The sequence below is a fragment of the Pseudoxanthomonas composti genome (assembly GCF_004122095.1).
GTDB lineage: Bacteria > Pseudomonadota > Gammaproteobacteria > Xanthomonadales > Xanthomonadaceae > Pseudoxanthomonas_A > Pseudoxanthomonas_A composti.
Map to the genome: position 1 here is coordinate 67,785 of NZ_SAWZ01000010.1, position 25,316 is coordinate 93,100.

General features: G+C 66.4%; 20 protein-coding genes. 12 read left to right on the forward strand and 8 right to left on the reverse strand.

The genetic code is table 11. The features are described from left to right. The first annotated feature begins 32 nt into the window (after positions 1-32). Together secA and EPA99_RS16025 are read left to right on the forward strand one after the other, a co-directional pair. Entirely contained in the window at positions 33-2,759 is a 2,727-nt protein-coding gene (gene secA, locus EPA99_RS16020; protein WP_129472250.1) for a preprotein translocase subunit SecA, read from the forward strand. Positions 2,760-3,162: 403 nt separating this feature from the next. Beyond that, positions 3,163-4,128 carry a Nudix family hydrolase gene (locus tag EPA99_RS16025; RefSeq protein WP_129472251.1) on the forward strand — a complete coding sequence of 322 codons (966 nt, stop codon included), beginning with the start codon at positions 3,163-3,165 and terminating at the stop codon, positions 4,126-4,128. A 64-nt stretch (positions 4,129-4,192) separates the two neighbouring features. Here the strand turns inward: EPA99_RS16025 and coaE are convergent, their stop codons facing one another. From coaE to EPA99_RS16060, 7 genes are all read right to left on the reverse strand, one after another. Beyond that, complete coding sequence (gene coaE / locus EPA99_RS16030; RefSeq protein WP_129472252.1) at positions 4,193-4,816, reverse strand: dephospho-CoA kinase; 624 nt, start codon at positions 4,814-4,816, stop codon at positions 4,193-4,195. Between the two features lie 20 nt (positions 4,817-4,836). Continuing rightward, positions 4,837-5,700 (reverse strand): prepilin peptidase, encoded by an 864-nt coding sequence (locus EPA99_RS16035; protein WP_129472253.1) that lies wholly within the window; start codon positions 5,698-5,700, stop codon positions 4,837-4,839. A 3-nt stretch (positions 5,701-5,703) separates the two neighbouring features. Beyond that, positions 5,704-6,966, reverse strand: a complete 1,263-nt coding sequence (locus EPA99_RS16040; RefSeq protein WP_129472254.1) for a type II secretion system F family protein — start codon at positions 6,964-6,966, stop codon at positions 5,704-5,706. A gap of 127 nt (positions 6,967-7,093) precedes the next feature. Further along, positions 7,094-8,818 carry a type IV-A pilus assembly ATPase PilB gene (gene pilB / locus EPA99_RS16045; RefSeq protein ID WP_129472255.1) on the reverse strand — a complete coding sequence of 575 codons (1,725 nt, stop codon included), beginning with the start codon at positions 8,816-8,818 and terminating at the stop codon, positions 7,094-7,096. A gap of 445 nt (positions 8,819-9,263) precedes the next feature. Then, positions 9,264-9,683, reverse strand: a complete 420-nt coding sequence (locus EPA99_RS16050) for a pilin (RefSeq protein ID WP_129472256.1) — start codon at positions 9,681-9,683, stop codon at positions 9,264-9,266. A 292-nt stretch (positions 9,684-9,975) separates the two neighbouring features. Further along, positions 9,976-11,397: a sigma-54-dependent transcriptional regulator gene (locus EPA99_RS16055; protein WP_129472257.1), complete on the reverse strand. Its 1,422-nt coding sequence runs from the start codon at positions 11,395-11,397 to the stop codon at positions 9,976-9,978. A 67-nt stretch (positions 11,398-11,464) separates the two neighbouring features. After that, positions 11,465-13,084 (reverse strand): sensor histidine kinase, encoded by a 1,620-nt coding sequence (locus EPA99_RS16060; RefSeq protein ID WP_129472258.1) that lies wholly within the window; start codon positions 13,082-13,084, stop codon positions 11,465-11,467. A 181-nt stretch (positions 13,085-13,265) separates the two neighbouring features. Between EPA99_RS16060 and sucC the strand changes: the two genes are divergently transcribed. From sucC to EPA99_RS16085, 5 genes are all read left to right on the forward strand, one after another. Then, positions 13,266-14,435 carry an ADP-forming succinate--CoA ligase subunit beta gene (sucC, locus tag EPA99_RS16065; protein ID WP_010342227.1) on the forward strand — a complete coding sequence of 390 codons (1,170 nt, stop codon included), beginning with the start codon at positions 13,266-13,268 and terminating at the stop codon, positions 14,433-14,435. A gap of 24 nt (positions 14,436-14,459) precedes the next feature. Beyond that, complete coding sequence (gene sucD, locus EPA99_RS16070; RefSeq protein WP_129472259.1) at positions 14,460-15,335, forward strand: succinate--CoA ligase subunit alpha; 876 nt, start codon at positions 14,460-14,462, stop codon at positions 15,333-15,335. A gap of 262 nt (positions 15,336-15,597) precedes the next feature. After that, on the forward strand, positions 15,598-15,846 hold the full coding sequence (locus tag EPA99_RS16075; protein WP_206733785.1) for a type II toxin-antitoxin system CcdA family antitoxin: 249 nt from the start codon (positions 15,598-15,600) through the stop codon (positions 15,844-15,846). A 7-nt stretch (positions 15,847-15,853) separates the two neighbouring features. Beyond that, positions 15,854-16,165, forward strand: a complete 312-nt coding sequence (locus tag EPA99_RS16080) for a CcdB family protein (protein ID WP_129472260.1) — start codon at positions 15,854-15,856, stop codon at positions 16,163-16,165. 1 nt (position 16,166) lies between these two features. After that, positions 16,167-17,807, forward strand: coding sequence for an NAD+ synthase (locus EPA99_RS16085; RefSeq protein WP_129472261.1), 1,641 nt, complete (start codon positions 16,167-16,169; stop codon positions 17,805-17,807). Positions 17,808-18,111: 304 nt separating this feature from the next. Here the strand turns inward: EPA99_RS16085 and EPA99_RS16090 are convergent, their stop codons facing one another. Continuing rightward, positions 18,112-18,990 (reverse strand): outer membrane protein assembly factor BamD, encoded by an 879-nt coding sequence (locus EPA99_RS16090; protein WP_129472262.1) that lies wholly within the window; start codon positions 18,988-18,990, stop codon positions 18,112-18,114. Between the two features lie 127 nt (positions 18,991-19,117). Here EPA99_RS16090 and rluD point away from each other — a divergent pair, with 127 nt between their 5' ends. The 5 genes from rluD (at position 19,118) to EPA99_RS16115 (ending at position 25,107) form a co-directional block, all read left to right on the forward strand. Beyond that, positions 19,118-20,107 carry a 23S rRNA pseudouridine(1911/1915/1917) synthase RluD gene (gene rluD / locus EPA99_RS16095; protein WP_129472263.1) on the forward strand — a complete coding sequence of 330 codons (990 nt, stop codon included), beginning with the start codon at positions 19,118-19,120 and terminating at the stop codon, positions 20,105-20,107. Then, positions 20,104-20,856, forward strand: a complete 753-nt coding sequence (pgeF, locus tag EPA99_RS16100; RefSeq protein WP_129472264.1) for a peptidoglycan editing factor PgeF — start codon at positions 20,104-20,106, stop codon at positions 20,854-20,856. Before rluD ends, pgeF begins: the two co-directional genes overlap by 4 nt. Continuing rightward, positions 20,841-21,380 (forward strand): DUF4166 domain-containing protein, encoded by a 540-nt coding sequence (locus EPA99_RS16105; protein ID WP_129472265.1) that lies wholly within the window; start codon positions 20,841-20,843, stop codon positions 21,378-21,380. The genes pgeF and EPA99_RS16105 overlap by 16 nt, the downstream gene beginning before the upstream one ends. Continuing rightward, the gene (locus tag EPA99_RS16110; protein WP_129472266.1) at positions 21,370-21,879 is read left to right on the forward strand and encodes a thiol-disulfide oxidoreductase DCC family protein; all 510 of its coding nucleotides are present in this window, start codon (positions 21,370-21,372) and stop codon (positions 21,877-21,879) included. Before EPA99_RS16105 ends, EPA99_RS16110 begins: the two co-directional genes overlap by 11 nt. 153 nt (positions 21,880-22,032) lie before the next feature. Next, positions 22,033-25,107 carry a ligand-binding sensor domain-containing diguanylate cyclase gene (locus EPA99_RS16115; RefSeq protein ID WP_164978677.1) on the forward strand — a complete coding sequence of 1,025 codons (3,075 nt, stop codon included), beginning with the start codon at positions 22,033-22,035 and terminating at the stop codon, positions 25,105-25,107. The last annotated feature ends 209 nt before the right edge of the window (positions 25,108-25,316 follow it).

The window sequence follows — 25,316 nt, forward strand, 5'->3', positions numbered from 1 at the left end:
TCCCGGCGCTCCTTCACTACCGGTTTGCGTACATGATCAACAGCCTGCTCACCCGCGTCTTCGGCAGCCGCAACGAACGCCTGCTCAAACAGCTCGAGCGCATCGTCGCCAAGATCAACAGCCTCGAGCCGGAGATGAAGGCGCTCTCCGACGAGTCGCTGAAGGCCAAGACCCCCGAGCTGCGCGAGCGCATCGCCAAGGGCGAGGGACTGGACAAGGTGCTGCCGGAAGCCTTTGCCGTGTGCCGCGAGGCCTCCCAGCGCGTGCTCGGCCTGCGCCACTACGACGTGCAGCTGGTCGGCGGCATGGTGCTGCACCTGGGCAAGATCGCCGAAATGCGCACCGGTGAGGGCAAGACCCTGGTCGGCACGCTGCCGGTGTACCTCAATGCGCTGGAAGGCAAGGGCGTCCACGTCGTCACCGTCAACGACTACCTGGCGCGTCGCGACGCGGCGCAGATGGGCCGCCTGTACAACTGGCTGGGCCTGAGCGTGGGCGTTGTGTACCCGGGCATGCCGCACAGCGACAAGCGCGAGGCCTATGCCGCGGACATCACCTACGGCACCAACAACGAATTCGGCTTCGACTATCTGCGCGACAACATGGCCATGGCCAAGGAGGACCGCTACCAGCGCGGCCTGCACTACGCCATCGTCGATGAGGTCGACTCGATCCTGATCGACGAGGCCCGCACCCCGCTGATCATCTCCGGCCCGGCCGACGATTCGCCGGAGCTGTACATCCGCGTCAACCGCATCGTGCCCGCGCTGATCAAGCAGGACAGCGAGGAAGGCGAGGGCGACTTTTGGGTCGATGAGAAAGGCAAGCAAGTGCACCTGTCCGAAGCCGGCCAGGAGCACGCCGAGCAGCTGCTGCGCGAGGCCGGCATCCTGGAGGAAGGCGACGAGCTGTACGCGCCGCAGAACCTCAGCGTGGTGCATCACCTCAATGCCGCCATGCGCGCGCACGCCATCTACCAGCGCGACGTGGACTACATCGTGCGCGACGGCGAAGTGGTCATCGTTGATGAGTTCACCGGCCGCACCCTGACCGGGCGTCGCTGGTCCGACGGCCTGCACCAGGCCGTGGAAGCGAAGGAAGGCGTGCCGGTCCAGCGCGAGAACCAGACGCTGGCCTCGATCACCTTCCAGAACCTGTTCCGCATGTACGGCAAGCTGGCCGGCATGACCGGCACGGCCGACACGGAAGCCTACGAGTTCCAGAGCATCTACGGCCTGGAAGTCATTGTCATCCCGACCCACCGCCCGACCATCCGCAAGGACGCCTCCGACCAGGTGTTCCTCAACCGCAAGGGCAAGTTCAACGCGGTGCTGGCCGACATCCAGGACTGCTATGCGCGCGGCCAGCCGGTCCTGGTGGGCACCACCTCGATCGAGACCTCCGAGCTGCTGTCCGAGCACCTGCGCAAGAACAAGGTGCCGCACGAGGTGCTCAACGCCAAGCAGCACGAGCGCGAGGCGCAGATCGTGGCCAACGCCGGCCGTCCCGGCGCGGTGACCATCGCCACCAACATGGCCGGCCGCGGCACCGACATCGTGCTGGGCGGCTCGCTGGAAACTGAACTGCACCAGCTGGGCGAGGACGCCGACGAGGCGACCAAGGCCAAGATCCGCGCCGACTGGCAGGCACGCCACGACCAGGTCAAGGCCGCCGGCGGCCTGCACATCATCGGCACCGAGCGCCACGAGTCGCGGCGCATCGACAACCAGCTGCGTGGCCGTTCCGGCCGCCAGGGCGATCCGGGCTCGTCCCGCTTCTACCTGTCGCTGGAAGACAACCTGATGCGCATCTTCGCCAGCGACTGGGTGCAGAAGGCGATGAAGCTGATCGGCATGAAGGAGGACGACGTGATCGAAGATCGTCTCGTCAGCCGCCAGATCGAGAAGGCCCAGCGCAAGGTCGAGGCGCACAACTTCGATATCCGCAAGAACCTGCTGGATTTCGACGACGTCAACAACGACCAGCGCAAGGTGATCTACGCCCAGCGCGACGAGCTGCTGGAGGCCGAGTCGGTCAAGGAGAACATCGACGGTATCCGTGCCGACGTGGTGGCCGACCTGGTGGGCCGTTACGTGCCGGCTAACTCGGTCGACGCGCAGTGGGACCTGCCCGGCCTGCAGGCCGAGCTGGCCGCCGAAGCGGCGCTGGACCTGCCGGTCACGCAGTGGGCGCAGGAAGCCGGCGAACTGGATGCCGAGCGCATCGAGGCACGCGTGCTGGAGGCCATGGACAGCCACTTCGCCGAGAAGGAAGCGGTGATCGGCGGCGAGACCATGCGCGCGCTGGAAAAGCACGTGATGCTGACCGTGCTGGACAAGAGCTGGAAAGAGCATCTGGCGCGCATGGATTACCTGCGCCAGGGCATCCACCTGCGCGGCTACGCGCAGAAGCAGCCCAAGCAGGAATACAAGAAGGAAGCCTTCGAGCTGTTCTCGGAGATGCTGGAAAGCGTCAAGCGCGAGGTGGTCACCATCCTGGCGCGGGTTCGCGTGCGCAGCGAGGAGGAAGTGGCCGCGGCTGAAGCCCAGGAGCGGGCCGCCGCCCAGGCGCAGGCGCAGCGGATGCAGTTCCAGCACGCCCAGGCCGCCGGCTTCGGACCCGAGGACGAGGCCGAGGAGCAGGCCGCAGCCGCGCTGCAGCCCTCGATCCAGCGCGAAGGCCCCAAGGTCGGCCGTAACGATCCTTGCCCTTGCGGCAGCGGGAAGAAGTTCAAGCATTGCCACGGGCAGCTCAGCTGAGCTGAGCTGCCCGTGCTCCCGACTCGCCGAGTTGGGGGGCCAGGAGCACCCAGGTCCGGAGCGGACCTGGGTGACGGGGACTTTCCTCCGATCCCCTGCGGCTGTCGCCGCGCCCCCCTTACCAAGGGGGCTTTGCTCCAGACACGTGATCGGGTGTTGGAAAATGTGGGCCTGTTCTTACAGCGATGTGGAGCGGGTCTTGACTAGCTGTTTGGGAATACGCCCCCCCTGTGAATGCCGGAAAATGCGATCTCTGCGGCCCGGCGCCGTGGTCGCCGGTCGTGTGACGGCGCACTGAGGGAGGTGGGTCGGGACCGGGCCAAAAATGTGCGTTGAGGGACGTTGGCCTGGATGAGGCCCACAGCTCTTGCCCGGCGGCGCCTTGGCACGGCAAAGTCCGTGCATGCCTGAAGCTCTGAGATCCATACACGTGGTGGCCGGCCTGATCACCGACGCCCGCGGGCGCATCCTGCTGACCCGACGCACCGAGGGACGTGACCTGGCCGGGCGCTGGGAGTTTCCAGGCGGCAAGCGCGAGCCCGGCGAGACCTCCGAGCAGGCGCTGGTGCGCGAACTGGAAGAGGAATTGGGGATCCGGGCGGAGGTTGGCGACTGGATCATCGACGTGCCCCAGCGCTATCCCGACAAGCGCCTGCGCCTGGAAGTGCGGCGCATCCGCAGCTTCAAGGGCTCGCCACGCGGGCACGAAGGCCAGGCCATGGTCTGGGTGATGCCGGACAAGCTCGGCCGCTACGACATGCCGCCTGCGGACAAGCCGGTGGTGGGCGCCCTGCTGCAGCCGGATCGGATTCTGGTCACTCTGGCCCCAGCTGACGCCAATGATGCGGCCTGGCTCACGTCGCTGGAGCGCGCATTGGGAGATGGCATCCAGCGCGTGGTCCTCTCACTGCCCGGGACTGATGAAGCGCGCTCGCAGGCCCTGGGCACGCAGGCGGTCGCCCTGTGCAAGCGTCACGGGGCGCAGGCGCTGGTGCGCGAGGACGCGGCGCTGGCCGCCGCGCTGGGGACGGGGCTCTATCTGTCCGGTGCGCGCCTGGTTGAGCTGAGCGAGCGGCCGCTCGCGGCGGACGGCCTGCTGGCCGCAGCCTGCGACACCGCTGAGCACCTGGCCGCGGCCGAGCGACTGCGTTGCGATTTCGCGGTGACCGAGGTCCAGGCCCAGGTCGATGAAACCTCACCGGAGCGTGAGATGGCGCTGGCCTGGGCGGACTTCGAGCGCCTGCGTGAAGCGTCGTCCCTTCCGCTCTATGCAGCGGCTGGGGCCGATGCGCTGGGGGTGGATGAGGTGCGTCGTCATGGCGGGCAGGGTGTCGCGCTGACTGGCGAGTCCCTGCATGGCGCGAGCTGAGACGCGGTGACGCGGTAAGGGTATGCCGCTCGGGATCAGATCGATCATCCCCAAGGCGGCCGCCTCAGCGCTTGGCCTTGGCCGCCGCCAGCTGACGATAGCGACGATCCAGCTCTTCGACGTGCGCCTCCAGGGCGTCCAGGTCCTGATCGTTGCCGACCACGTCGTCGGCCACCTCCAGACGCTGCGCCCGCGTGGACTGGGCGGCGATCATGCGATCGGCCAGGGTCGCGTCGATGCCATCGCGGTTGATCAGCCGTCGGTGCTGCAGCTCGACCGGCACGTCCACCACCAGGATGCGGTCGAGCCAGGGATAGGCCTGGCGGGCACCGCCTTCGGTCAGGAGCGGAATCATGGCCACGGCGTAAGGGCTGGCAGTGGCGACGCAACCAGCATGCAGGGCGGCCCGGATGGGCGGGTGTAGCAGAGCTTCCAGCGCCTTGCGCTGGGCCTCGTCCTCGAACACGCGCCGGCGCAGCAGTGCGCGATCCAGCCGCCCGTCTTCGGTCAGAACGTCCCGGCCGAAGTGGGCCACGATTGCGGCGAGTGCGGGCTGACCCGGCTCGACCACCGCGCGCGCGACGGCGTCCGCGTCGAGCACGGCGATCCCGCGCCGGAGGAAGGCCGCTTCCAGCGCACTCTTGCCCGAGGCGATTCCTCCGGTGAGGCCAATGATGTAGTCGCTCATGCCGCTGCGATCGTTGCTACTCAGCGCAGCCCGGCAAAGCGCATGTAGGCGCCGATCATCTCATCGCCGAAGAAGAACACCAGCCATCCCGCGATGGCCAGGTACGGACCGAACGGAATGGGAGTGGCGCGGTCGCGCCCCTTGGCCGCCAGCCAGATCGAGCCGATGATCGCCCCGACCAGGGACGAGAGCAGGATCACCGGCAGGATGCCTTTCAGCCCGACCCAGGCGCCCAGCGCCGCCAGCAGCTTGAAGTCGCCATGCCCCATGCCCTCCTTGCCGGTAAGCTGCTTGAACAGCCACCACACCGACCACAGCGAGAGATAGCCCACCATCGCACCGAGCAGGGCAGGCTTGGTGGGCATGTAGAGCGAGTCGATGCTGCCGATGAGCCCCAGCCACATCAGCGGCAGGGTCAGCGAATCCGGTAGCAACCGCGTGCGCAGGTCGATCCCGGCCAGGGCCACCAGAAAGCAGCTCAGCACCGCGGCCCCGAACCCCTGCCAGCCGAAACCGAAACGGGCCACCGCCGCCACTGCCAGCAGGCAGGTGATCAACTCCACCAGCGGATACTGCGGCGAGATCGGCGCATGGCAATGCCGGCACCTGCCACGCAGGACCAGCCAGCTGAACACCGGGATGTTCTCGTACCAGGACAGCTTGTGCTTGCAGTGTGGGCAGTGCGAGGGCTCGATCACGATCCCCGGCGGCGGCGGGTCATAGATCTCCGGCTGCTCCAGGATCTCGCGGGCATCGGTCTTCCACTGCCACTCCATCCTCCGCGGCAAGCGCAGGATCACCACATTGAGAAAGCTGCCAACCAGCAGCCCCAACCCGGCCACGACCGGATAGCCGAGCTCGGGGTTCTGATCGAGGAACGACATGCTTTAGCCGACCACCGATGCCAGTTTGAAGATGGGCAGATACATGCCGACCACCATGCCACCGACGATGGTGCCGATGAAGACCATGATCATCGGCTCGATCAGGCTGCTTAGCGCATCGACCGCGTTGTTCACTTCCTGCTCGTAATACTCGGCGACCTTGAACAGCATGGTGTCCAGCGCGCCCGCTTCCTCGCCGATCCCCGTCATCTGGATCACCATATGCGGGAACAGGTTGGTTTGCTTCATCGCCAGATTGACTGGATAGCCTACCGAGACATCATCGCGCATCCGTAGCACGGCCTTCTCATACACTGAGCTGCCGGTTGCGCCCGCAATGGTTTCCATGGCCTCCACGAGCGGCACCCCCGCTCTGAACGTCACCGCCAGAGTGCGTGAGAAACGCGCGATCGCGCTGTTGTGCATGATCTGACCGATGATCGGCACCTTCAAAACGAATCGGTCCATCGCATGCTGCATTGGAACTGATCGCTTGTAAGCGAAAATGAAGCCGACGACCACGCCCACCAAGACGACAAGAATCGGCAGCCAGTAGGCCACCATGAATCGTGAAAGGTTGACGATCATCTGAGTGAAAGCGGGCAGATCGGCACCGAATCCCTTGAAGACATCCTCGAACTGCGGCACTACCCAGACGAGAAGGATAGCGCTCACCAAGAGGGCCACTGCCATGACCATCGCCGGGTAGAACAACGCCTTCTTGATCTTGCCTTTGATGGCCTCTATGTTCTCTTGGTAATTGGCAATGGTGTCCAGGACCGTTTCCAGTACGCCGGCGCCCTCTGCGGCGCGCACCAAGTTGCGATACAGCTCGTCGAACTGAACCGGATACTTGCTGATCGCTTCCGAAAGCGAGGAGCCGCCCTCGATGTCTGCCCGGATGCCATTGACCAGCTTAGCCATGCGAGGATTCTTGTGGCCCCCGCCGATGATCTCCAGCGCGCCAACGATCGGAACACCAGACTTCATCATCGTCGCCATCTGGCGACTGAAGAAGGCAATGTCCTTGGGCTTGATCGTCTTGCCCGCAGCGCCAAACAGCGGCTTAGGCTTGGGTTTCACCACGGTCGGGGTGACACCCTGTCGACGCAGCTCCGCGCGCAGTAGGTTGGCATTGCGTGCCTGCTGCTCGCCCTTCATCTTGACACCGCGCTTGTCGGCGCCTTCCCACACGAAGGTTGCCAATTCCTTGGTGCCTCCGCCGATGGGATTAGGCTTTTTCATTGCGGTGCGCGTGGCGGCCATGATGTCTCCCCGTGGAACCCGGCATCCCACGCCAGGTGTATGGCCGCATGTTAGCGGCATATTTATACGAAAGGGCTTTTTCAGCTAACGTACACGATTATCGGCGCGGAGAGCGGCAAAAAACCGATCAATCCTTGGTGACGCGGTTGATCTCGGCCAGACTGGTCAGGCCTTGCTTGGCCTTCCAGAGCGCCGACTGCCGCAAATCTCGAATTCCTGCTGTCTGCGCAGCCTCGGCGATCTGCATGGCATTTCCGCCAGCCAGGATGATGCTGGAAATCGTGTCGCTCATCGGCATGACCTGATAGATGCCCGTCCGGCCCTTGTAACCCTCCGTGCACTCGTCACAGCCGGCGGGCTCAAACAACGTGAACCCGGTGTCGATTTCTTCCTGGGTAAAACCCTCCGCGAGAAGGGCGTGCTCCGGCATCTTGACCGGGCGCTTGCAATTGTTGCAAAGGCGGCGCGCCAAGCGCTGAGCGATTACCAACGTGACCGAACTGGTGATGTTGTAAGGCGCAATGCCCATGTTCATGAGACGCGCGATGGTTTGAGGTGCATCGTTGGTGTGCAGGGTGGAGAGCACCATGTGGCCGGTTTGGGCGGCCTTGATTGCGATTTCAGCCGTCTCCAGGTCGCGGATCTCGCCGACCATGATGATGTCCGGATCCTGACGCAGAAAGCTGCGCAGCGCAGCGGCGAAGGTCATGCCCCGCTTGTTGTTCTGCTGAACCTGATTGACGCCTGGCAGGCGGATTTCCACCGGATCTTCGGCGGTAGAGATGTTGCGGGTCTCGTCGTTGAGTATGCCCAAGGCCGTGTACAGCGACACGGTCTTGCCCGAGCCGGTCGGGCCTGTCACCAGCACCATGCCGTAGGGCTTGTGGATGGCATCCATGAACAGCTTCTGTTGGTCTGGCTCGTAGCCCAGCTTGTCGATGCCCAGCTTGGCAGCGCTGCCGTCCAGGATGCGCAAGACCACCTTCTCTCCGAATAGGGTTGGCAACGTGCTGACACGGAAGTCCACCTGCTTGGTCTTGGAAAGATTGAGCTTGATTCGACCATCCTGTGGCACGCGCTTCTCGGCAATGTCCAGCTGCGACATCACCTTCAGGCGCGCGGCAATGCGCTGATTGAGTTTTTGTGGAGCCTTAGCGACCTGCTTGAGCAGGCCATCGATACGCAGGCGAACGCGATAGTCTGTCTCGTAAGGCTCAAAGTGGATGTCGGAAGCGCCCTTCTTGATGGCGTCAATAAGTACTTTGTTAACGAATTTCACCACCGGCGCGTCGTCGCCATTTGCATGGGTGCCCGTGCTTTCGCCGTCTTCATCGCCACCGCTGCTTTCGAGGTTCTCTAGTCCGTCGTCGTCATTGCCTTCACTGCCGAAGCCCTCGTTGGCACTGCTCCACTGTTCCAGTGCTCGCCTCAGCAGGTCTTCCGGTACAAGAATGGGTTCCACCACCAGATTAGTGTGGAATTTCACATCATCCAGAGCCCGCGTCAGTGTCGGGTCAGAGATGCCTACAAAAAGCCGGTTGCCACGCTTGTATAGCGGCAAAACCTGATGCTTTTCGCGCAGTTCTTCGCTAACCAGCTTGATCGCGCTGTAGCTAGGGTCGAACGCATTGGTGTCCATCATTGGAATGCCGAACTCGATAGAGTTGGCGGCAGCCATCGCCGCTGATGAGACGAGTTTTTTCTCGCTAAGCCACTGGGTCAACGGCTGTCTCGCCTGTGCTGCATCGGCCATGGCTTTGCGCGCAGAGGTTTCATCCATTGCGCCGTCTGTCACTAATCTGCGTGCTATGCCGGTTATGCCAACCAGATTATGAGATGTGGCTATGCTCATGAATGTTTCCGTTGCATATTGCAAGTGCTAATCGCAGTCTCTGGGTCAGTAACAGATGGCCGATGACGTTGCACTGGAAGTCTAAAATTCACTGATGCTAAATTGAAGCGGCAGTTTTCTCTGGCGATACCTGTGACTCGTTCGCGAGGCAGCGGACATATGCAGCTTCGCCCAAGCGAAGTGTCCAAGTTCTCTGCTTTTCAGATTTTCCGAGCCCGAAGTTGCTACGTATCAACTGCAGTGCCATCTGGCTTGCTGAACAGCCTGAGCTCGCCCTTAAAGAAGCTTGATGGAGGAGTGCCTTATGTTGGCAATCGTAGCAGTAAGCATCAAATCCGTCAGTGCAAATCCGCTGCGGGCGGCGTCGTACCGGATCAACATGCGGGATTCGATATCTTTAAAAAAAAAGACCCCGCCTAAGCAGGGTCTTTCTAAATAGCTTTGGTTAGCCCTGGCAGGTGGCCGGTGCGTACTTGGGCTTGTCTGCCGCAGCAATATCTGTGGAGCAGGTCCACACGCCAGTAGCGGCGCGAGTCCAGGTGATCTTCTTGCCCGCGATCCTGGGGCTAACATTTTGGAAGGCGCAGACAATCGAGCCCGTCTCGCCCGGAGTTGGCGTGGTGACCGTGCATCGCTGAGAGTTAGCCAAGCCGATCAGCGCGGGCGTAATGTTCGCGGCATTGCCCTCGTTGACCATCACTTCATATTGGGTCTTGCCGGGGGTGATTTCCGCCAGACCCGCAGCAACCTGCGATTTGGCAACATAATTCTGGTAAGCCGGCAGCGCGATGGCGGCCAGAATGGCGATGATGGCCACGACGATCATCAGTTCGATCAGCGTGAAGCCCTGCTGGGTCTTCTTCATTTGGAATTCCTCTTTCGATGGAGTGTTGGTGTGGACACGTTTTCCCCCGTGTCCCCCCAATGCTGGACCGTGGGTGCCCTGGTTCATCCCACGGGCAGGATGGAGTACGCAGAAGGCGTGCCAACTTTGCGCTGGCGTGCTTCGTGGCAGGGTTTTGACTCGCAGCACACTCTTGGCTGAACGCGGATGACGATTGTTGTCACTTTCTGACGCGTGAGGTCTGCGTGAACGATGGCCGCTGGCGCTTTTTGGTCACGGAGTGACGGCGGGCACATCTCAGGGTCCGCCTGCGTCACTCCATGCCGAGCTTCTTGAGCTTGTAGCGCAGGGCGCGGAAGGTGATGCCGAGCTGGGCGGCGGTCTTGGTCTTGTTCCAGCGGTTTTCCTCCAGGGCCTTCTGGATGCTGGCGCGTTCGATCTGTTCCAGATGCTTGGGCAGGTCGCCCTCGGTATCGGACAGGCCGAACGCGGGCTCGGTCATGGAGGGGGCTGTTGCGGCGGCGGGCGCTGGCGCGCCGCTGGTCACCGCCGCGGCGCCGGCGCTGCGGGGCAGGGTCTGTGGCAGCAACAGGTCCGCCGCGTCGATCTGGTCGCCATCGGCCATGGCCAGGGCACGCTCGAGCACGTTTTCCAGCTCGCGCACATTGCCCGGGAACGGGTAGGCCGCCAGCGCGTCCATCGCCGCCATGGTCAGGCCGGGCGTGTTGCGGCCCTGGCTTTCGGCCAGGCGCGAGAGAATGGCCGCAGCCAACTGCTGCAGATCCCCGCTGCGCTCGCGCAGCGGCGGGACGCGCAGCTCGATGACGTTGATGCGGTAGTACAGGTCGTGGCGGAAGCGGCCGTCGTGGACCTGCTCGCCCAGGTCCTTGTGGGTGGCCGAGAGGATGCGCACGTCCACCTGGGCTTCGCCCTGCGCGCCGACCGCGCGTACGGCCTTTTCCTGGATGGCGCGCAGCAGCTTGACCTGCATGGGCAGGGGAAGCTCGGCCACCTCGTCCAGGAACAGCGTGCCGCCGTGCGCGGCCTGGAACAGGCCCTGCTTGTCGGCGTGGGCACCGGTGAAGCTGCCCTTCTTGTGGCCGAAGAACTCGCTTTCCATCAGCTCGGCCGGGATCGCGCCGCAGTTGACCGGGATAAAGGGGCCGGCCGCGCGGGCGCCCTGCTCGTGGATGGTGCGGGCGACCAGTTCCTTGCCCACGCCCGATTCGCCCAGGATGTAGACCGGGGCCTGGCTGCGGGCGACCTTGGCGATGGTTTCGCGCAGGCTGGCCATGGCCGGGGAGTCGCCCAGCAGGCGCATGGCGTGCTGCGGCGGGGCGGGCGTGGCCGGCTTGCGCTCGTTGCTGCTGAGCTGCAAGGCGTGATTGACCAGGCCGCGTAGCACCGACAGGTCCACCGGCTTGCTGACGAAGTCGAAGGCGCCGGCCTTCAGCGCGTCCACTGCCAGCTCGACGTTGCCGAACGCGGTGATCATGGCCACCGGGGTCTTGGGATACTTGCGCGCGATCTCGCCCACCAGCTCGATGCCGTTGCCGTCGGGCAGGCGCATATCGGTGAAGCACAGGTCGTAGCGGTTGCGGGACAGCTGCTCGCGGGCCTCGGCGAGGTTGGACGCGGTATCGATCCGCAAGCCCATGCGCCCCAGGGTCAGCGTCAGCAGTTCGCGGATGTCCCGTTCGTCGTCGACGATCAGGGCGCTACGGGTCTCGGTCATGGTCTGCTCGAATGTGCCACGCGTCAAAGTCTAACCGCTTGCGGCGGATTGCGACCCATGGCGTCGGTCAGGCCGGCAGCAGGGTGTGCGGGCCGGGCAGGGCGATGCGGAAGCAGCTGCCGCCGCCGGGCATGGAGACGTACTCCAACGTCGCCTGGTTGGCCCGGCAGAGCTCGCGGGCGATGTACAGGCCCAGGCCGGTGCCGTGGGAAGAGGTGGTGAAGAACGGCCGGAACAGCTGCGCGGCCACTGCCTGAGGGATGCCCGGGCCGCGGTCCATTACGTCGATCATCGAGCGATGGTCGACCTGGAACACTCGCAGGCGCACCCGCGCCGGCTCCTCCGGCATGCGGCCATAGTTCAAGGCGTTGGTGACCAGGACGGTCAGCACCTGGTTGAGGTGGCGCGGATCGACCAGGGCCGAGACCACCTTGGGGGCCGGGACGCTCTCCAGGCTGTCGGTCTCGATGGACATCGAGGCCCGGTAGTCGTCCACGAAGCGGCGCACATAGGCGTTGAGGTCCACATGCTCGGGGCTGGCGCGTTCGCGCCGGGCCAGGCCGAGCACGCTTTCGACGATGCCGTTGGTGCGCTGGCATTGCTGGTGGATGATCTCCAGCAGGCGCTTGTCGCTGACATTGATGTCGTCGGACTCTTCCAGCAGCTGCACCGCGTAGTTGATGGCCGCAAGCGGGTTGCGGATCTCGTGGGCCAGGCTGGCCGAGAAGCGGCCCAGCGCGGCCAGGGTCAGCGACTCGGCCCGGCGCGAGACCACCGTGGCATCGTCCAGGAACACGATGGACAGCTCGCTGCCGGCCAGCAGCCGGGCAAAGCGCGGCTGGACCTCGGGCTGTTCGGCGGAAATGGTCATCGGGCTCTCGTTGACCTCCCAGCCATTGCGCCAGGCCTGCAGGCGGCGGGCGAGCTCTGGGGCGACCTGCGGCAGGTGCACGCCCTGGCCATCGCCTTCGGCCAGGCTGTCATCCTCGGTCAGCAGCAGGTTGGCGGCCTCGTTGGCCAGCTTGATGCGGTTTTCCCCGTCCACTACCAGCACGCCGGTGCGCATGCGGCGGATGATCAGCTCGTTGATTTCGAACAGGTTCTCCACCTCCTTGCCGCGGCGGTCGGCCAGTTCCTGGTTGCGGCGGGCGCGGATGCCGATCTGCGCGGCCAGGGCGCCCACGGCCAGGTAGGTGATGGCGAACATCGTCACCTCGGCCAGGGAGCGCCCGACCGCCCGGCCGGTGAACAGCCCGGTGATGAACTCCAGCAGCGCGCTTGCCGCGGCCAGGCTCGCCACGCCCAGGCCGAGCTGCAGGGGCAGCATCGAGCACGCCGCAGCCACATTGAACAGCAGCAGCATGGCGATGCCGGCCGTCGCGCTGGGCAGGTTGGCCGTGACGATCCCCGCCACCACGATATCCACCGCCGCGCCGAACAGCACCGCCGGGACCAGCCAGCGTTCGCGTCGGCCGAACACCAGCATGAAGGCGGCAAAGAGCAGGTAGACCACCGAGGTCACCACGACCAGGGTCTGGTTCTGGACCTCGCCCAGCAGGTCGGCCAGGGGGCTGAACAGCAGTCCGGCCAGGATCCCGGCTTCCAGGACCCGGTACAGGGCGAAGAAGTACAGCTCCCGGCTGGGGACGGACTGGACGCGGGCGATCAGCGATGCGGGCTTGAACAAGCGTCTACTTCCCTGCTGAGACGCCCACAGTATAGGAAAAACCCCAGCCTTTCCGTTTTGACGATTTTGCGCCACAGCAGAGCCTGGGCGAGAATGGGCGGCCCGCTCGCCCCAACCGGGCTGCCGTCAGGCGACGGTGGCCCCAGGCCGCAGCGGTCGTTTCCATTTCCCACGGTGACGCATGAATTTTCACGAATACCAGGCAAAACAACTGCTTGCCGAGTACGGCATCCCGGTCCCGGCCGGCAAGGTCGCGGCTACTCCGGAAGAAGCGGTTGAGGCCGCCAAGTCGCTGGGCGCCGGCCCCTGGATGGTCAAGGCGCAGATCCACGCAGGTGGCCGCGGCAAGGCCGGCGGCGTCAAGTTCTGCAAGACCACCGACGATGTGAAGGCCGTTGCCGAGAAGCTGCTCGGCACCAAGATGGCCACCTACCAGACCGCCGGCGTCGAGCTGCCGATCAACCTGGTGCTGGTGACCACCGCCGGCGAGATCGTCAAGGAGCTGTACCTGTCGGTGCTGGTCGACCGCGGCACCCGCACCATCAGCTACATCGCATCGAGCGAAGGCGGCATGGAGATCGAACAGGTCGCCGCCGAAACCCCGGACAAGATCCACACGCTCAACGTCGACTTCGTCGAGGGCGTGCAGGGTTACCACGGCCGCGACATCGGCTTCAAGATGGGCCTGACCGCCAAGCAGGCCGGCCAGTTCGCCAGCATCATGGTCAACCTGTACCGCATCTTCAACGAGAAGGATCTGGCGCTGGTGGAGATCAATCCGCTGGCCATCCTGGACGACGGCAACCTGTACGCGCTGGACGGCAAGTTCAACAGCGACGACAACGCCAACTTCCGCCACAAGGAACTGGTCGCCATGCGCGACAAGTCCCAGGAAGACGAGACCGAAGTGACCGCTTCGGAGCTGGACATCAACTACGTCACCATGGACGGCAACATCGGCTGCATGGTCAACGGCGCCGGTCTGGCCATGGCCACCATGGACGTGATCAAGCTCAACGGCGGCGAGCCGGCCAACTTCCTGGACGTGGGCGGCGGCGCCAACAAGCAGCGCGTGATCGAAGCGTTCAAGCTGATCCTGTCCTCGGACAAGGTCGAAGGCATCTTCGTCAACATCTTCGGCGGCATCGTCCGCTGCGACATGATCGCCGAGGGCATCATCGCGGCGGTCAAGGAAGTGGGCGTCAAGGTTCCGGTCGTGGTGCGCCTGGAAGGCACCAACGTGGAAGAAGGCAAGCAGCTGCTGCGCGACAGCGGCATGGCCATCATCCCGGCCGACAACATCAACGACGGCGCCAAGAAGGTCGTTGAAGCTGTCAAGAACGCCGCCTGATCCACGACACCGAAGGAACTTTCCATGTCTGTTTTGATTAACAAGAACACCAAGGTGATCGTGCAGGGCTTCACCGGCCAGCAGGGCACCTTCCACGCCACCCAGATGATCGAGTACGGCACCCAGGTCGTCGGCGGTGTCACGCCGGGCAAGGGCGGCACCACCCATATCGACCTGCCGGTGTTCAACACCGTGGCCGATGCCGTGCAGAGCACCGGCGCCGACGCCTCGGTGATCTACGTGCCGCCGCCGTTCGCGGCCGACGCGATCCTGGAAGCGGCCGCGGCCGGCATCAAGGTCATCGTCTGCATCACCGAAGGCATCCCGGTGCTGGACATGCTGCGCGTGAAGAACGTGCTGACCCGCTCCTTCCCGGAGACCGTGCTGATCGGGCCGAACTGCCCCGGCGTGATCACCCCGGGCGAGTGCAAGATCGGCATCATGCCGGGCCACATCCACAAGCCGGGCAAGATCGGCATCGTCTCGCGTTCGGGCACGCTGACCTATGAAGCGGTCAAGCAGACCACCGAGGTCGGCCTGGGCCAGTCCACCTGCATCGGCATCGGTGGTGATCCGATCAATGGCCTGAACTTCGTCGACTGCCTCAAGCTGTTCAACGAGGATCCGCAGACCGAAGGCATCATCATGGTCGGCGAAATCGGCGGCGACGCCGAGGAAGCCGGTGCCGAGTACATCGCCAAGCACGTCAAGAAGCCGGTTGTCGGCTTCATCGCCGGCGCTTCGGCCCCGGCCGGCAAGCGCATGGGCCACGCCGGTGCGATCGCCTCGGGCGGTAAGGGCACGGCCGAGGGCAAGTTCGCGGCGATGGAAGCCGCTGGCGTCAAGACCGTCCGCTCGCCGGGCGACCTGGGCGCGGCGATCGCCGAGCTGGTGAAGTAAGTAGCGCCTGGCAGCTTGCTGTCGGTGTTGGGAAAGGCCGCCCCCGGGCGGCCTTTTTCGTGGGCGAAGCCCGCATCCGATCTCCCCTTGAGCGCCTTCTTCTGCGGCAGGGTGCGGCGGATGATCAAGGCTGGGCGGCTGCCTGTGGCCCCGTGGCCGCAAGGTAGCAGTCACCCATGCCACTCGGATGGCCTGGGCGGGTTGCGAGTGGTGCGCTGCATGCGCATACTCGATGCGCATCGCTTGTGAGGAGAGTTCTGCCATGCGCATGAAGGAAGAGCGGGTCGCCTATGCCAAGCGTCCGGCCAATCTCAGTGTCAGCGCCGAGCTGCTCGACCAGGCCCGCGCCCTGGAGATCAATCTGTCCGCGACCCTGGAGCGCGCCCTAGAGCAGGAAGTGCGTGCGCGCCTGCGTGCGCAGTGGCTGCAGGAGAATGACCGCGCCATTCAGGCTTACAACGAGCGCATCGAGCGTGATGGGGTATGGAGCGAGGGCGTGCGGGGGTTCTGAAAACGCCATGCAGTTCACCGTTTATGCCAATGCCGATCCTCGCTCGCGCCTGCGCGTGCCCTACCTGCTCGACGTCCAGAGCGACCTGATCGGCGCGATGGGGTCGCGGGTGGTGGTTCCGTTGATTCCACCGGACCTGGCCGGGGTGGCCGCCACGCGGTTGATGCCCACGCTATGGGTGGAAGGGCAGCCCTGGGTGCTGGACACGCCGCTGCTGGCGGGCATTCCCTGCAAGGCCTTGGGCAAGCCCGTCACCGATCTTTCCTCCGAGCGCGCCACCATCATGGCGGCGCTGGACCTTTTGATTTCCGGGATATGAAATGAGCGAAAAGACGCTGCGCATCGCCTTGGCCCAATTCGATTTCCCGGTGGGAGACGTGGCCGGCAACACGCGACGCATCGCCGAAGGCATTGTGCACGCGCGCGATGTCCTCAAGGCGGACCTGGTGTTGTTTCCGGAGCTGGCCATCAGTGGCTACCCGCCGGAAGACCTGCTGATGCGGCCCTCGTTCCTGGCCGATTGCCAGGCGGCGCTGGAGGCAGTGGCGCTGCAGGCGCGCGGAATCGTCGCGGTGGTCGGTTGGCCGCAGGCGGCCGGCACCGTGCTCTACAACGCGGCCAGTGTGCTGCGCGATGGCGCGGTGGCGCAGACCTATCGCAAGCGCGAGCTGCCCAACTACAACGTGTTCGACGAACGGCGCTATTTCCATGTCGATCCCGACGGCGGCCCGCTGGTGTTCGAGGTGAAGGGCACACCGGTCGGGGTGGTGATCTGCGAGGACCTGTGGTTCTCAGAGCCGCTGGCCGACACCGCCAGGGCCGGCGCCGAGCTGGTGGTGGTGCCCAACGCCTCACCGTTCGAGCGCGACAAGCTGGCCCAGCGCGATGCCTTGCTGGTCGAGCGCACGCGCGAGACCGGGGTAGCCCTGGCCTATCTCAATGTCGTCGGCGGGCAGGACGCGCTGGTGTTCGATGGCGCCTCGGTGATGGCCGATGGCGATGGCACCGTGCACAACGCCGCGGCCGCCTTCTCCGAACAGTGGCTGGTGGCCGACTACCTGCCCGGCGCGCGCCGCTTCACCTCGGTGCAGTGGCAGGAGGAAACCGATGAGAGCCGCGATGGCCTGGCCTGGCGCGCCATCGTGCGCGGCATCGCCGATTACTGCGGCAAGAACGGGTTTTCCAAGGTGTGGCTGGGCCTGTCCGGGGGGATCGATTCGGCCGTAGTGCTGGCGCTGGCGGTCGATGCGCTGGGCGCGGGCAATGTGACTGCGGTGCGCCTGCCCTCGCGCTACACGGCGGGGCTTTCCAACGATCTGGCGCAGGTGCAGTGCGATGCGCTGGGCGTGAAGCTGGAGGCGGTGTCGATCGAGGCCCCGTTCAAGGGGTTTCTGGCGGCCCTGGCGCCGCTGTTCGGCGACATGCCGTTGGATGTGACCGAGGAGAACCTGCAGTCGCGCACGCGCGGGGCGATCATGATGGCGCTGGCCAACAAGTTCGGCGGCCTGCTGCTGACCACGGGCAACAAGAGCGAGTACGCGGTGGGTTACGCGACGATCTATGGCGACATGTGCGGCGGCTACGCGCCGATCAAGGACCTGTACAAGACCGAGGTGTTCGCGTTGGCCAACTGGCGCAATCGCCAGGCAGGGCGGGAGGTGATCCCGCAGGCGGTGATCGACCGGCCGCCGTCGGCCGAGCTGCGCGAGAACCAGAAGGATCAGGATTCGCTGCCGCCGTACGAGGTGCTGGACGCGATCCTGTTCCGCTACGTGGACCTGGAGCAGTCGCGGGAGGAGATCGTGGCCGAAGGCTTCGATGCGGCCACGGTGGACCGCATGCTGCGGCTGGTGCGCATCAACGAATGGAAGCGTCACCAGGCCGCACCGGGGCCGAAGCTGTCGCTGCGCGCGTTTGGTCGCGAGCGGCGCTATCCGATTACCAACCGCTACATCGGGTGAGTCTGGCGGCCGGGGCTGACCGACGTCATGTCCCCGTTGTCCGTATCGCGGCGATGGTGGATGGAAAAGCGCCATCCACCCTACGTCGGGTGGACAACGCTAAGCTTGTCCACCGGCGCGCCGGCTGTGGCTGGAGAACGCGGGAGCTGCGCGCGGGGGCGTTTGGGCGAGGAGGCCCACATGCCTCCATGCATCAGCGCTGCTCGTTTTGCGGCGATGGTGGATGGAAAGGCGCCATCCACCCTACGTAGGGTGGACAACGCGGAGCTTGTCCACCGAGGCGTTCGACCGGGCTGCGGTCCGGTCAGTTGCGACGCGGGTCGTTGTCCACGGCGGACTTCTCGCCAGCGAAGGGGTTGAGCTTGCGGATGTTCCAGGGGTAGTTCGGCCAATCGCCGGTCAGGTACGGGTGCTGCGGATCGTTGAGCTTGAGCACGCGCACCGCGTCGTCGGCCAGGGCCTTGTTGCCCAGGTGCGTGTAGGCATCGGCCAGCAGGGCGATGGCGTCGTTCTGGTACTCGCTGCCCGGATAGGTTTCCAGCAGGTACTTGGCGCGGCCAATGGCGGCGGTGTAAGCGTCGCGGCGCAGGTAGTACAGGCCGGCATCCAGGTCGTGGCGGGCGAACTGGTTGCGCAGCTTGGTCATGCGCGCACGGGCATCGTTGGCGTAGCGGCTGTTCGGGTAGCGCTCGCTGACCACGTTCAGGTCGTTATAGGCCTGCAGCGGGGTGGACAGGTCGCGGCGGCTGGCGTCCAGGCTCCAGACCTTCTGCAGGAACACCGTATCGCGGCTGGAATTGGCCAGGCCGCGCAGGTAGTACATGTAGGGGACGTTCTTGTTGGTCGGATACGTGCGCAGGAAGCGGTCGATGGTGGACACCGCCTCGTCCATGTTGCCGGACTTGTACTGGGCGTAGGCGGTTTCGATCTGCGCCTGCTCGTTGTACGGGCCGTAGGGGTACTGGGCGATCAGCTGCTTGAAGGTGCGGGTGGCCACATCCCAGTTGCCGCGGGTCATCGAGGTGTGGGCCTCGTTGTAGATCTCCTCGACCGGACGGGTCGCGTTGGGATCCTTCTTGGTGCGGCCGCAGCCGGTGACGGCGGCCACCACCAGCAGCAACAGGCCAGCGGTGCGCAACAGCGAGGACGGGGAGGAGAAGCGGGCGTTGAGGCGCTGGGACATGAGCAGGCGGAGTGGGCCGCATCAGGGGAAACAAGAGCGCGATGATAGCCTAGGCACTGACCGGGCCATGAATCCCGGCCAACATTGCCCGCATTTCGGCCCCAGGCCGTCCAGATTCCGGTTTCCCATGTCCGATTCCCGCCTCACCGATCCCCAGGACGAAGACGGTCCGCGCAGCGTGCGCGTGCCGGCCAGCGCCGCTGGCCGCCGCTTCGACGCCGTCCTGGCCGAGCTGTTCCCCGAGTTCTCCCGTTCCCGCCTGTCCGAATGGATCAAATCCGGCGATGCGCGCCTGGATGGCGAGATCGCGCGCCCACGCGACCTGCTGCGCGGCGGCGAGCTGGCTACCCTGGAGGCGGTGCTGGAGACCCAGACCCACGCCCTGCCGGAGGACATCCCGCTGCAGGTGCTGTACGAGGACGCCGACGTGCTGGTGATCGACAAGCCCGCCGGGCTGGTGGTCCATCCCGGCGCCGGCAACCCCACCGGCACCCTGGTCAATGCGCTGCTATTCCGCGACCCGTCACTGTCGGCGCTGCCGCGCGCGGGCATCGTCCACCGCCTGGACAAGGACACCTCCGGGGTCATGGTGGTGGCGCGGACCCTGCCGGCGCACACCGGCCTGGTGGCGCAGCTGGCCGCGCGCGAGGTGCACCGTCAGTACCTGGCGGTGTGCGTGGGGGCAATGGTGTCCGGCGGCACGGCCAAGGCGGCGATCGACCGCCACCCGCGCGATCGCCTGAAGATGGCCGTGCGTGAGGATGGCCGCGATGCGGTCACCCATTACCGCCTGCGCGAGCGCTTCCGCGCCCACACCGCGGTCGAATGCCGCCTGGAGACCGGGCGCACGCATCAGATCCGCGTGCACATGCAGCACATCCGCTACCCGATCGTGGGCGACCCGCTCTACGGCGGTCCGCTGAAGCTGCCCAAGGGCGCGAGCGAGACGCTGGTAGCCGCGTTGCGCGGATTCAAGCGCCAGGCCCTGCATGCCGAGACGCTGGAGTTCGTGCATCCGGTCAGCGGGCAGCCTGTGCGCGCCAGCGCGCCGGTGCCGGCGGACATGCTGGCGCTGCTGGCGGCCTTGCGCGAGGATCAGCAGGCGCAGCGGGCGTGAGCGGGCCGGCGCTGCAGGCGGAGTTGGGCGTGCCCGGCGTGCGGGCGCTGACCACCCTGCGCCACGGCGCCGGGCAGTCGGCCGCGCCGTTCGACCACTTCAACCTGGGCAACCACCGCACCGCCACGGGCGACCGCCCGGAGATGGTGGAAGCCAACCGCGCCCTGACCGTGTCCACCTTCGCCCTGCCGTCGGCGCCGCGCTGGTTGCGGCAGGTGCACGGCACGCAGGTGGTGCGCATGGGCGCGCGCCCGACCGGCGATGAGCCGGAAGCCGACGCCGCGATGACCTCCGAGGTTGGCGTGGTGCTGGCGATCCTGACCGCCGATTGCCTGCCGGTGGTGTTGGCCGCGCGCGCGGGCGGGGAGATCGGGGCGGCCCATGCGGGCTGGCGCGGCCTGGCCGATGGCGTGCTGGAGGCCACCGTGGCGGCGATGCGGACACCGGCCGATCAGCTGGTCGCCTGGCTGGGCCCTGCGGCCGGACCCAAGGCCTATGAAATCGGGCAGGAGGTCTACGACGCCTTCACCGGGACGGACCCCGGTGCGCAGGTGGCCTTCGTCCCGACGCGCCCCGGCCACTGGCACGTGGATCTGTACGCCCTGGCACGGCGGCGCCTGGCCGCTGCCGGGGTGTGGCAGGTGCATGGAGGTGGGCACTGCACGATCACCGAGGCCGGCCGCTTCTTCTCCCATCGCCGCGATGCACGCACCGGCCGGATGGCGACCCTGGCATGGATCCAGCCCTAGCGCCCGCCCTGTTCCTGCGTGTGCTGGGCGAGCAGGCCGGGGCGCTGCGGGCGCCGGTCCTGGCGCTGCACCGGCCAGGACCGGCGCGCCGCTACGCGGGCCTGGTGCGCGTACGCCGTGGCGGCCATCCGCTGGCGCGGCTGTGCGCGTGGCTGACGCACCTGCCGCCGGCCGGCGAAGGGCGCGTTGAGGTGAACATCGTCCCGGAAGGGTCCGGCGAGCGTTGGGTCCGGCACATCGGCGGCCGCGCCATGCCCTCGCAGTTGTGGGCAGAAGATGGCCTGCTGTGCGAGCGGCTGGGCCCGGTGGAATTCGGCTTCGGCCTGGCGGTTTGCGACGGCGACCTGCACTGGACGGTCGCACGGGTGCGCCTGTGGGGGTGGCTGGCCTTGCCGGCGCGCTGGTTTGGCGGCGTGGTGGCCCGCGAATCGGCGCTGGAGGCGCGCTACACCTTCGATGTGTACGCGCGGCTGCCGATGCTGGGGCTGCTGGTGCATTACCGGGGCTGGCTCGATGTCCCGTGAGACTGAGCGCGAGCGCCTGCGGCAGGGGCTCCCGCGTGAACGCGCCGGTGTCGCTGGACATGCGTCTGTCGCATCCGCGCCTGGCCCTGGCGGCATCATCGTCTTCGACGGCGTCTGCGTGCTCTGCGGGGGCTGGGTGCGTTTCCTGCTCCGGCACGACAAGGCCGGCCGCTACCGGTTCGCCGCCATGCAGGGCCGTGCGGGGGCTGACCTGCTGACCGCGCAGGGGCTGGACCCGAAGGATCCTGTGTCCTTCCTCCTGGTGGAAGATGCACAGGCCGACCAACCGCGGCGGGCCTGGACCGACAGCGATGCGGTCCTGCGGGTGCTCACCGGGCTGGGAGGCCTCTGGCGCCTGCTGGCGCCGCTGCGCCTGTTGCCACGCGCCCTGCGCGACCCGGCGTACCGGTGCATCGCCCGCCATCGCTATCGGCTGTTCGGTCGCCGCGACCGGTGTCCGCTGCCCGATCCGGCGCAGGCGCATCGCTTCCTCCCATAGTCCGGCGAGGCATCGCGCTCCATGCTCAAGCGTCTGTTCGAGAAGCCGATAAGGTCCGCAGATGTACTCGAAGGACACGCCAGCGTGATGAACGCCCGCCAGCTTCCGCTTCCGGCCCGACGGTACGGCTGAGGCGCGATGGACGCTGTCCGCATGAGGGCCTTGGCGCGCTATGCGCTGTGGCCACTGTTGCTGATCGCAGCTGCGGTTGCGCCTGCGCGCGCGGCCGAAGATCCCTGGGCAGCGTTCGAGCGGCCATGGTTCGAACGCATCACCACCCAGGATGGCCTGCCGCACGAAGCGGTGAGCGCGTTGGCCCAGGACGCCGATGGCGCACTGTGGATCGGGACGTTCGGCGGTCTGGCGCGCTTCGATGGGCACCGCATGACGGTGTTCTCCCAGCCTGTGGACGATGCCGACGGCAAGCTGCCCGATGGCTACGTGCGCGCGCTGCTCGCCCTGGACGATGGCCGCGTGCTGGTCGGGACCAATACCGGCGGCCTGGTGGTCTATCAGCCACGCACGCGCCGCTTCGAACCGGTGGCGCTGGGCCGCCAGCGACTGCTGACGCAAAAGGTGTTTTCTCTCAGCCATGCGCAGGCGGGAACCGTGCTGGTGACCACCGAGCAGGGCGTGGATCGCTACGACCCTGCCACCGGCAAGGCGGTGCCGATCGCGCTGGAAGGCTTTCCTGTAGGGTATTCGCCGCGCATCTTCCGTGCGCTGGAGGAGCGCGATGGTTCGCTGTGGCTGGCGGCCAATCCGGGCCTGTTCGTGCGCCGGCCAGGTCAGGCCACGTTCGACCGGGTCCAGGGGCAGGGCGCATTCGCCCAGACCCTGCGCGAGGATTTGGTCTGGTCGCTGCACCGCGACCGCAAGGGACGGCTGTGGGTCGGCACCGGGCGCAGCGGCGTCATCCTGATCGACCCCGACGGACGCCAGTGGAGCCCGCCCACGCTGTCCGGGCCGAGCTCGCTGTCTGGGGCGCGCACCGTGCGCGATTTTCTGGAATTCGACGACGGCCGCATGTGGGTGGCCATCGACGGCATGGGCATGGTGAACTGCACCGCCGACTGCGCCAGCGCGAGCCTGCTGCGTTCGGACCGCACCGACCCCTCGTCCCTGTCCGGCGACGGTATCCGACAGATGTTGCGCGACCGCTCGGGCAATGTGTGGCTGGCCACCGAGCTGGGGCTCTCGCGCTATGAGGAAACCGAGCCGGTCGCCACCCTCATCAGCGGCGGCGAGTCGAAGGTGCCGGAGCTGGTGGGCAATCGCGTTTCGGCGGTGATGGTCGATGCGCGTGGCCGGATCTGGTTGGGCCTGAGTCGCGGCGGCCTGAGCGTGCTGGACCTCAAGGCCGGCACCTCGCGCAAGATCGACCTGCCCGGTAGCCAGGCATCACAGTACATCCGCGCGATCATGATGGCGCCCGATGGTGGCATCTGGGTCGGCGCGCAAGGCGTGTACCGCATCGACCCGCAGACGCTGACCGTCACCGGCCGTGTCCTGCCGCAGATCGACACGCGGGTCATTTCGCTGGCCCACGCCGATGGCGAGGCGATGGTTGGCACCTACGACGGCTTGTACCGGGTGGACCTGCGCGAGGGTCGCATTCGTCGCTTCGTCCATCGTCCTGGCGACCCGACCAGCCTGGTCAACGACCAGATCCAGGCGCTCAGCAGGGTGCAGGGGCGGTGGTGGATCTCCACGGTCGGTGGCCTTTCGCGCCAGTGGGCGGATGGCGAGGGGTTTGACAGCTATCGCCACGACCCGGCGCGCCCGGACAGCCTGCCGCAGGACTACATCACCCCGCTGAAGGCGGACCCGAAGCACGGCCGGGTCTGGATCGGCACCTTCGGCGGCATCGCCTGGCTGCGGACCCCGCTGCCGGAGGGCGACCTGCAGTTCCACCCCATCCGCGATGGCTTGCCCGACCTGCACGTGAATTGCGTGGTGGTCGACCGACAGGGCGATGTCTGGCTCAGCACCGGCACCGGCGTGGCGCGGATCGACGGCCATGCGCTGTCCTTGCGCAGCATCGGCAAGCGCGATGGCCTGCAGGCGGGGGGCTTCTCCTACGATTCCGGCACGCTGGGGCCGAACGGTGAAGTGCTGTTCGGCGGTGCCTCGGGCCTGGTGGTGATCCGTCCGCAGCGGGTCGATACGCGCCTCCAGGACCGCCACGCGCTGCCGCTGGTGCTCACCGGCCTGAGCGTCAACGGCGCGGCCCGCGCCTTGCTCCGCGACGGGCAGGGCCGCCAGCGCATCACGCTGGCCCCAGGGGAGCGCGACCTGCGCGCGGACTTCGCTCTGCTGGATTTCCGCGCCGTGCGCGAGACCACCTATGCCTATCGCCTGTCCGGATTCCAGCGCGAGTGGACGCAGGTGGAAGCCGGCATGCCGCCCACGGCCGTTTACACCAACCTGCCCGCGGGGCAGTACACCTTGGAGCTGCGGGCGACCACGTCGGGCCTGGGGGCCCGCACCGTGCAGGCCGAGATCCCGCTGGTGCTGCAGCCCATGCTTTACGAGACCCGCTGGGCGCGCGCGCTGATGGTGCTCAGCGTGCTCGGCCTGATGCTGTTGCTGCTGTACCTGCGCGAGCGCTGGTCGCGGCACAAGGCCGCCGAGCTGGGGCGCATCATCGATGCGCGCACGCGGGAGTTGCGCGATGCCAACGCGCGACTGGACGAGATGGCCAATGTCGATGGGCTGACCGGTGTGCTGACCCGACGTCGCGTGCTGGAGATCGCCGAAGGCGAGTTCGCCCAGGCGCGCGCTTGCGGCCGCCCCTTCTCGCTGGTGATGATGGACCTGGACGAGTTCAAGCGCGTCAACGATACCCACGGCCATCCGGCCGGCGATGCGGTGCTGCGTGCCTGCGCGGTGGCCGCGCGGCAGGCCTTGCGCGGTGAGGACGCAGTCGGTCGCTACGGCGGGGAGGAGCTGTTGATCTGCCTGCCGGGCGCGCCGGCGCGGGGCGCCTGTGAGTTCGCCGAGCGCCTGCGTGCCTCGCTGGAGCGGCTGGAGGTGCCGATCGATGGCAAGCTGCTGCGCGTGACCGCCAGCTTCGGGGTGGCGACGCTGATGCCGGAGGACGATAGCCTCACTGCCCTGCTGGCACGCGCCGACGAGTCGTTGTATGCGGCCAAGCGAGGCGGGCGCAACCAGGTGCGTTGCGCGAGCGATCGGGGCTTGCGCGTGCCGCCGGATAGCCGGGTCTGAGTGACGAGCGGGGGGCGGCGCTCCCTTGCACGCAAGCTGCAGGATCGTAAGAGAGCGGCTTCAGCCGCGAAGAGGCTTTCCTGGGAAGGACTCTTCGCGGCTGAAGCCGCTCCCACAGCGTAGTGTCAAAGCGGCCTGGTCGTTGCGAATGGACGCCTGCCTGGAGTAGGGCATGGCAGCGCATCGTTGCGCGACGGGGCGTCTGATCG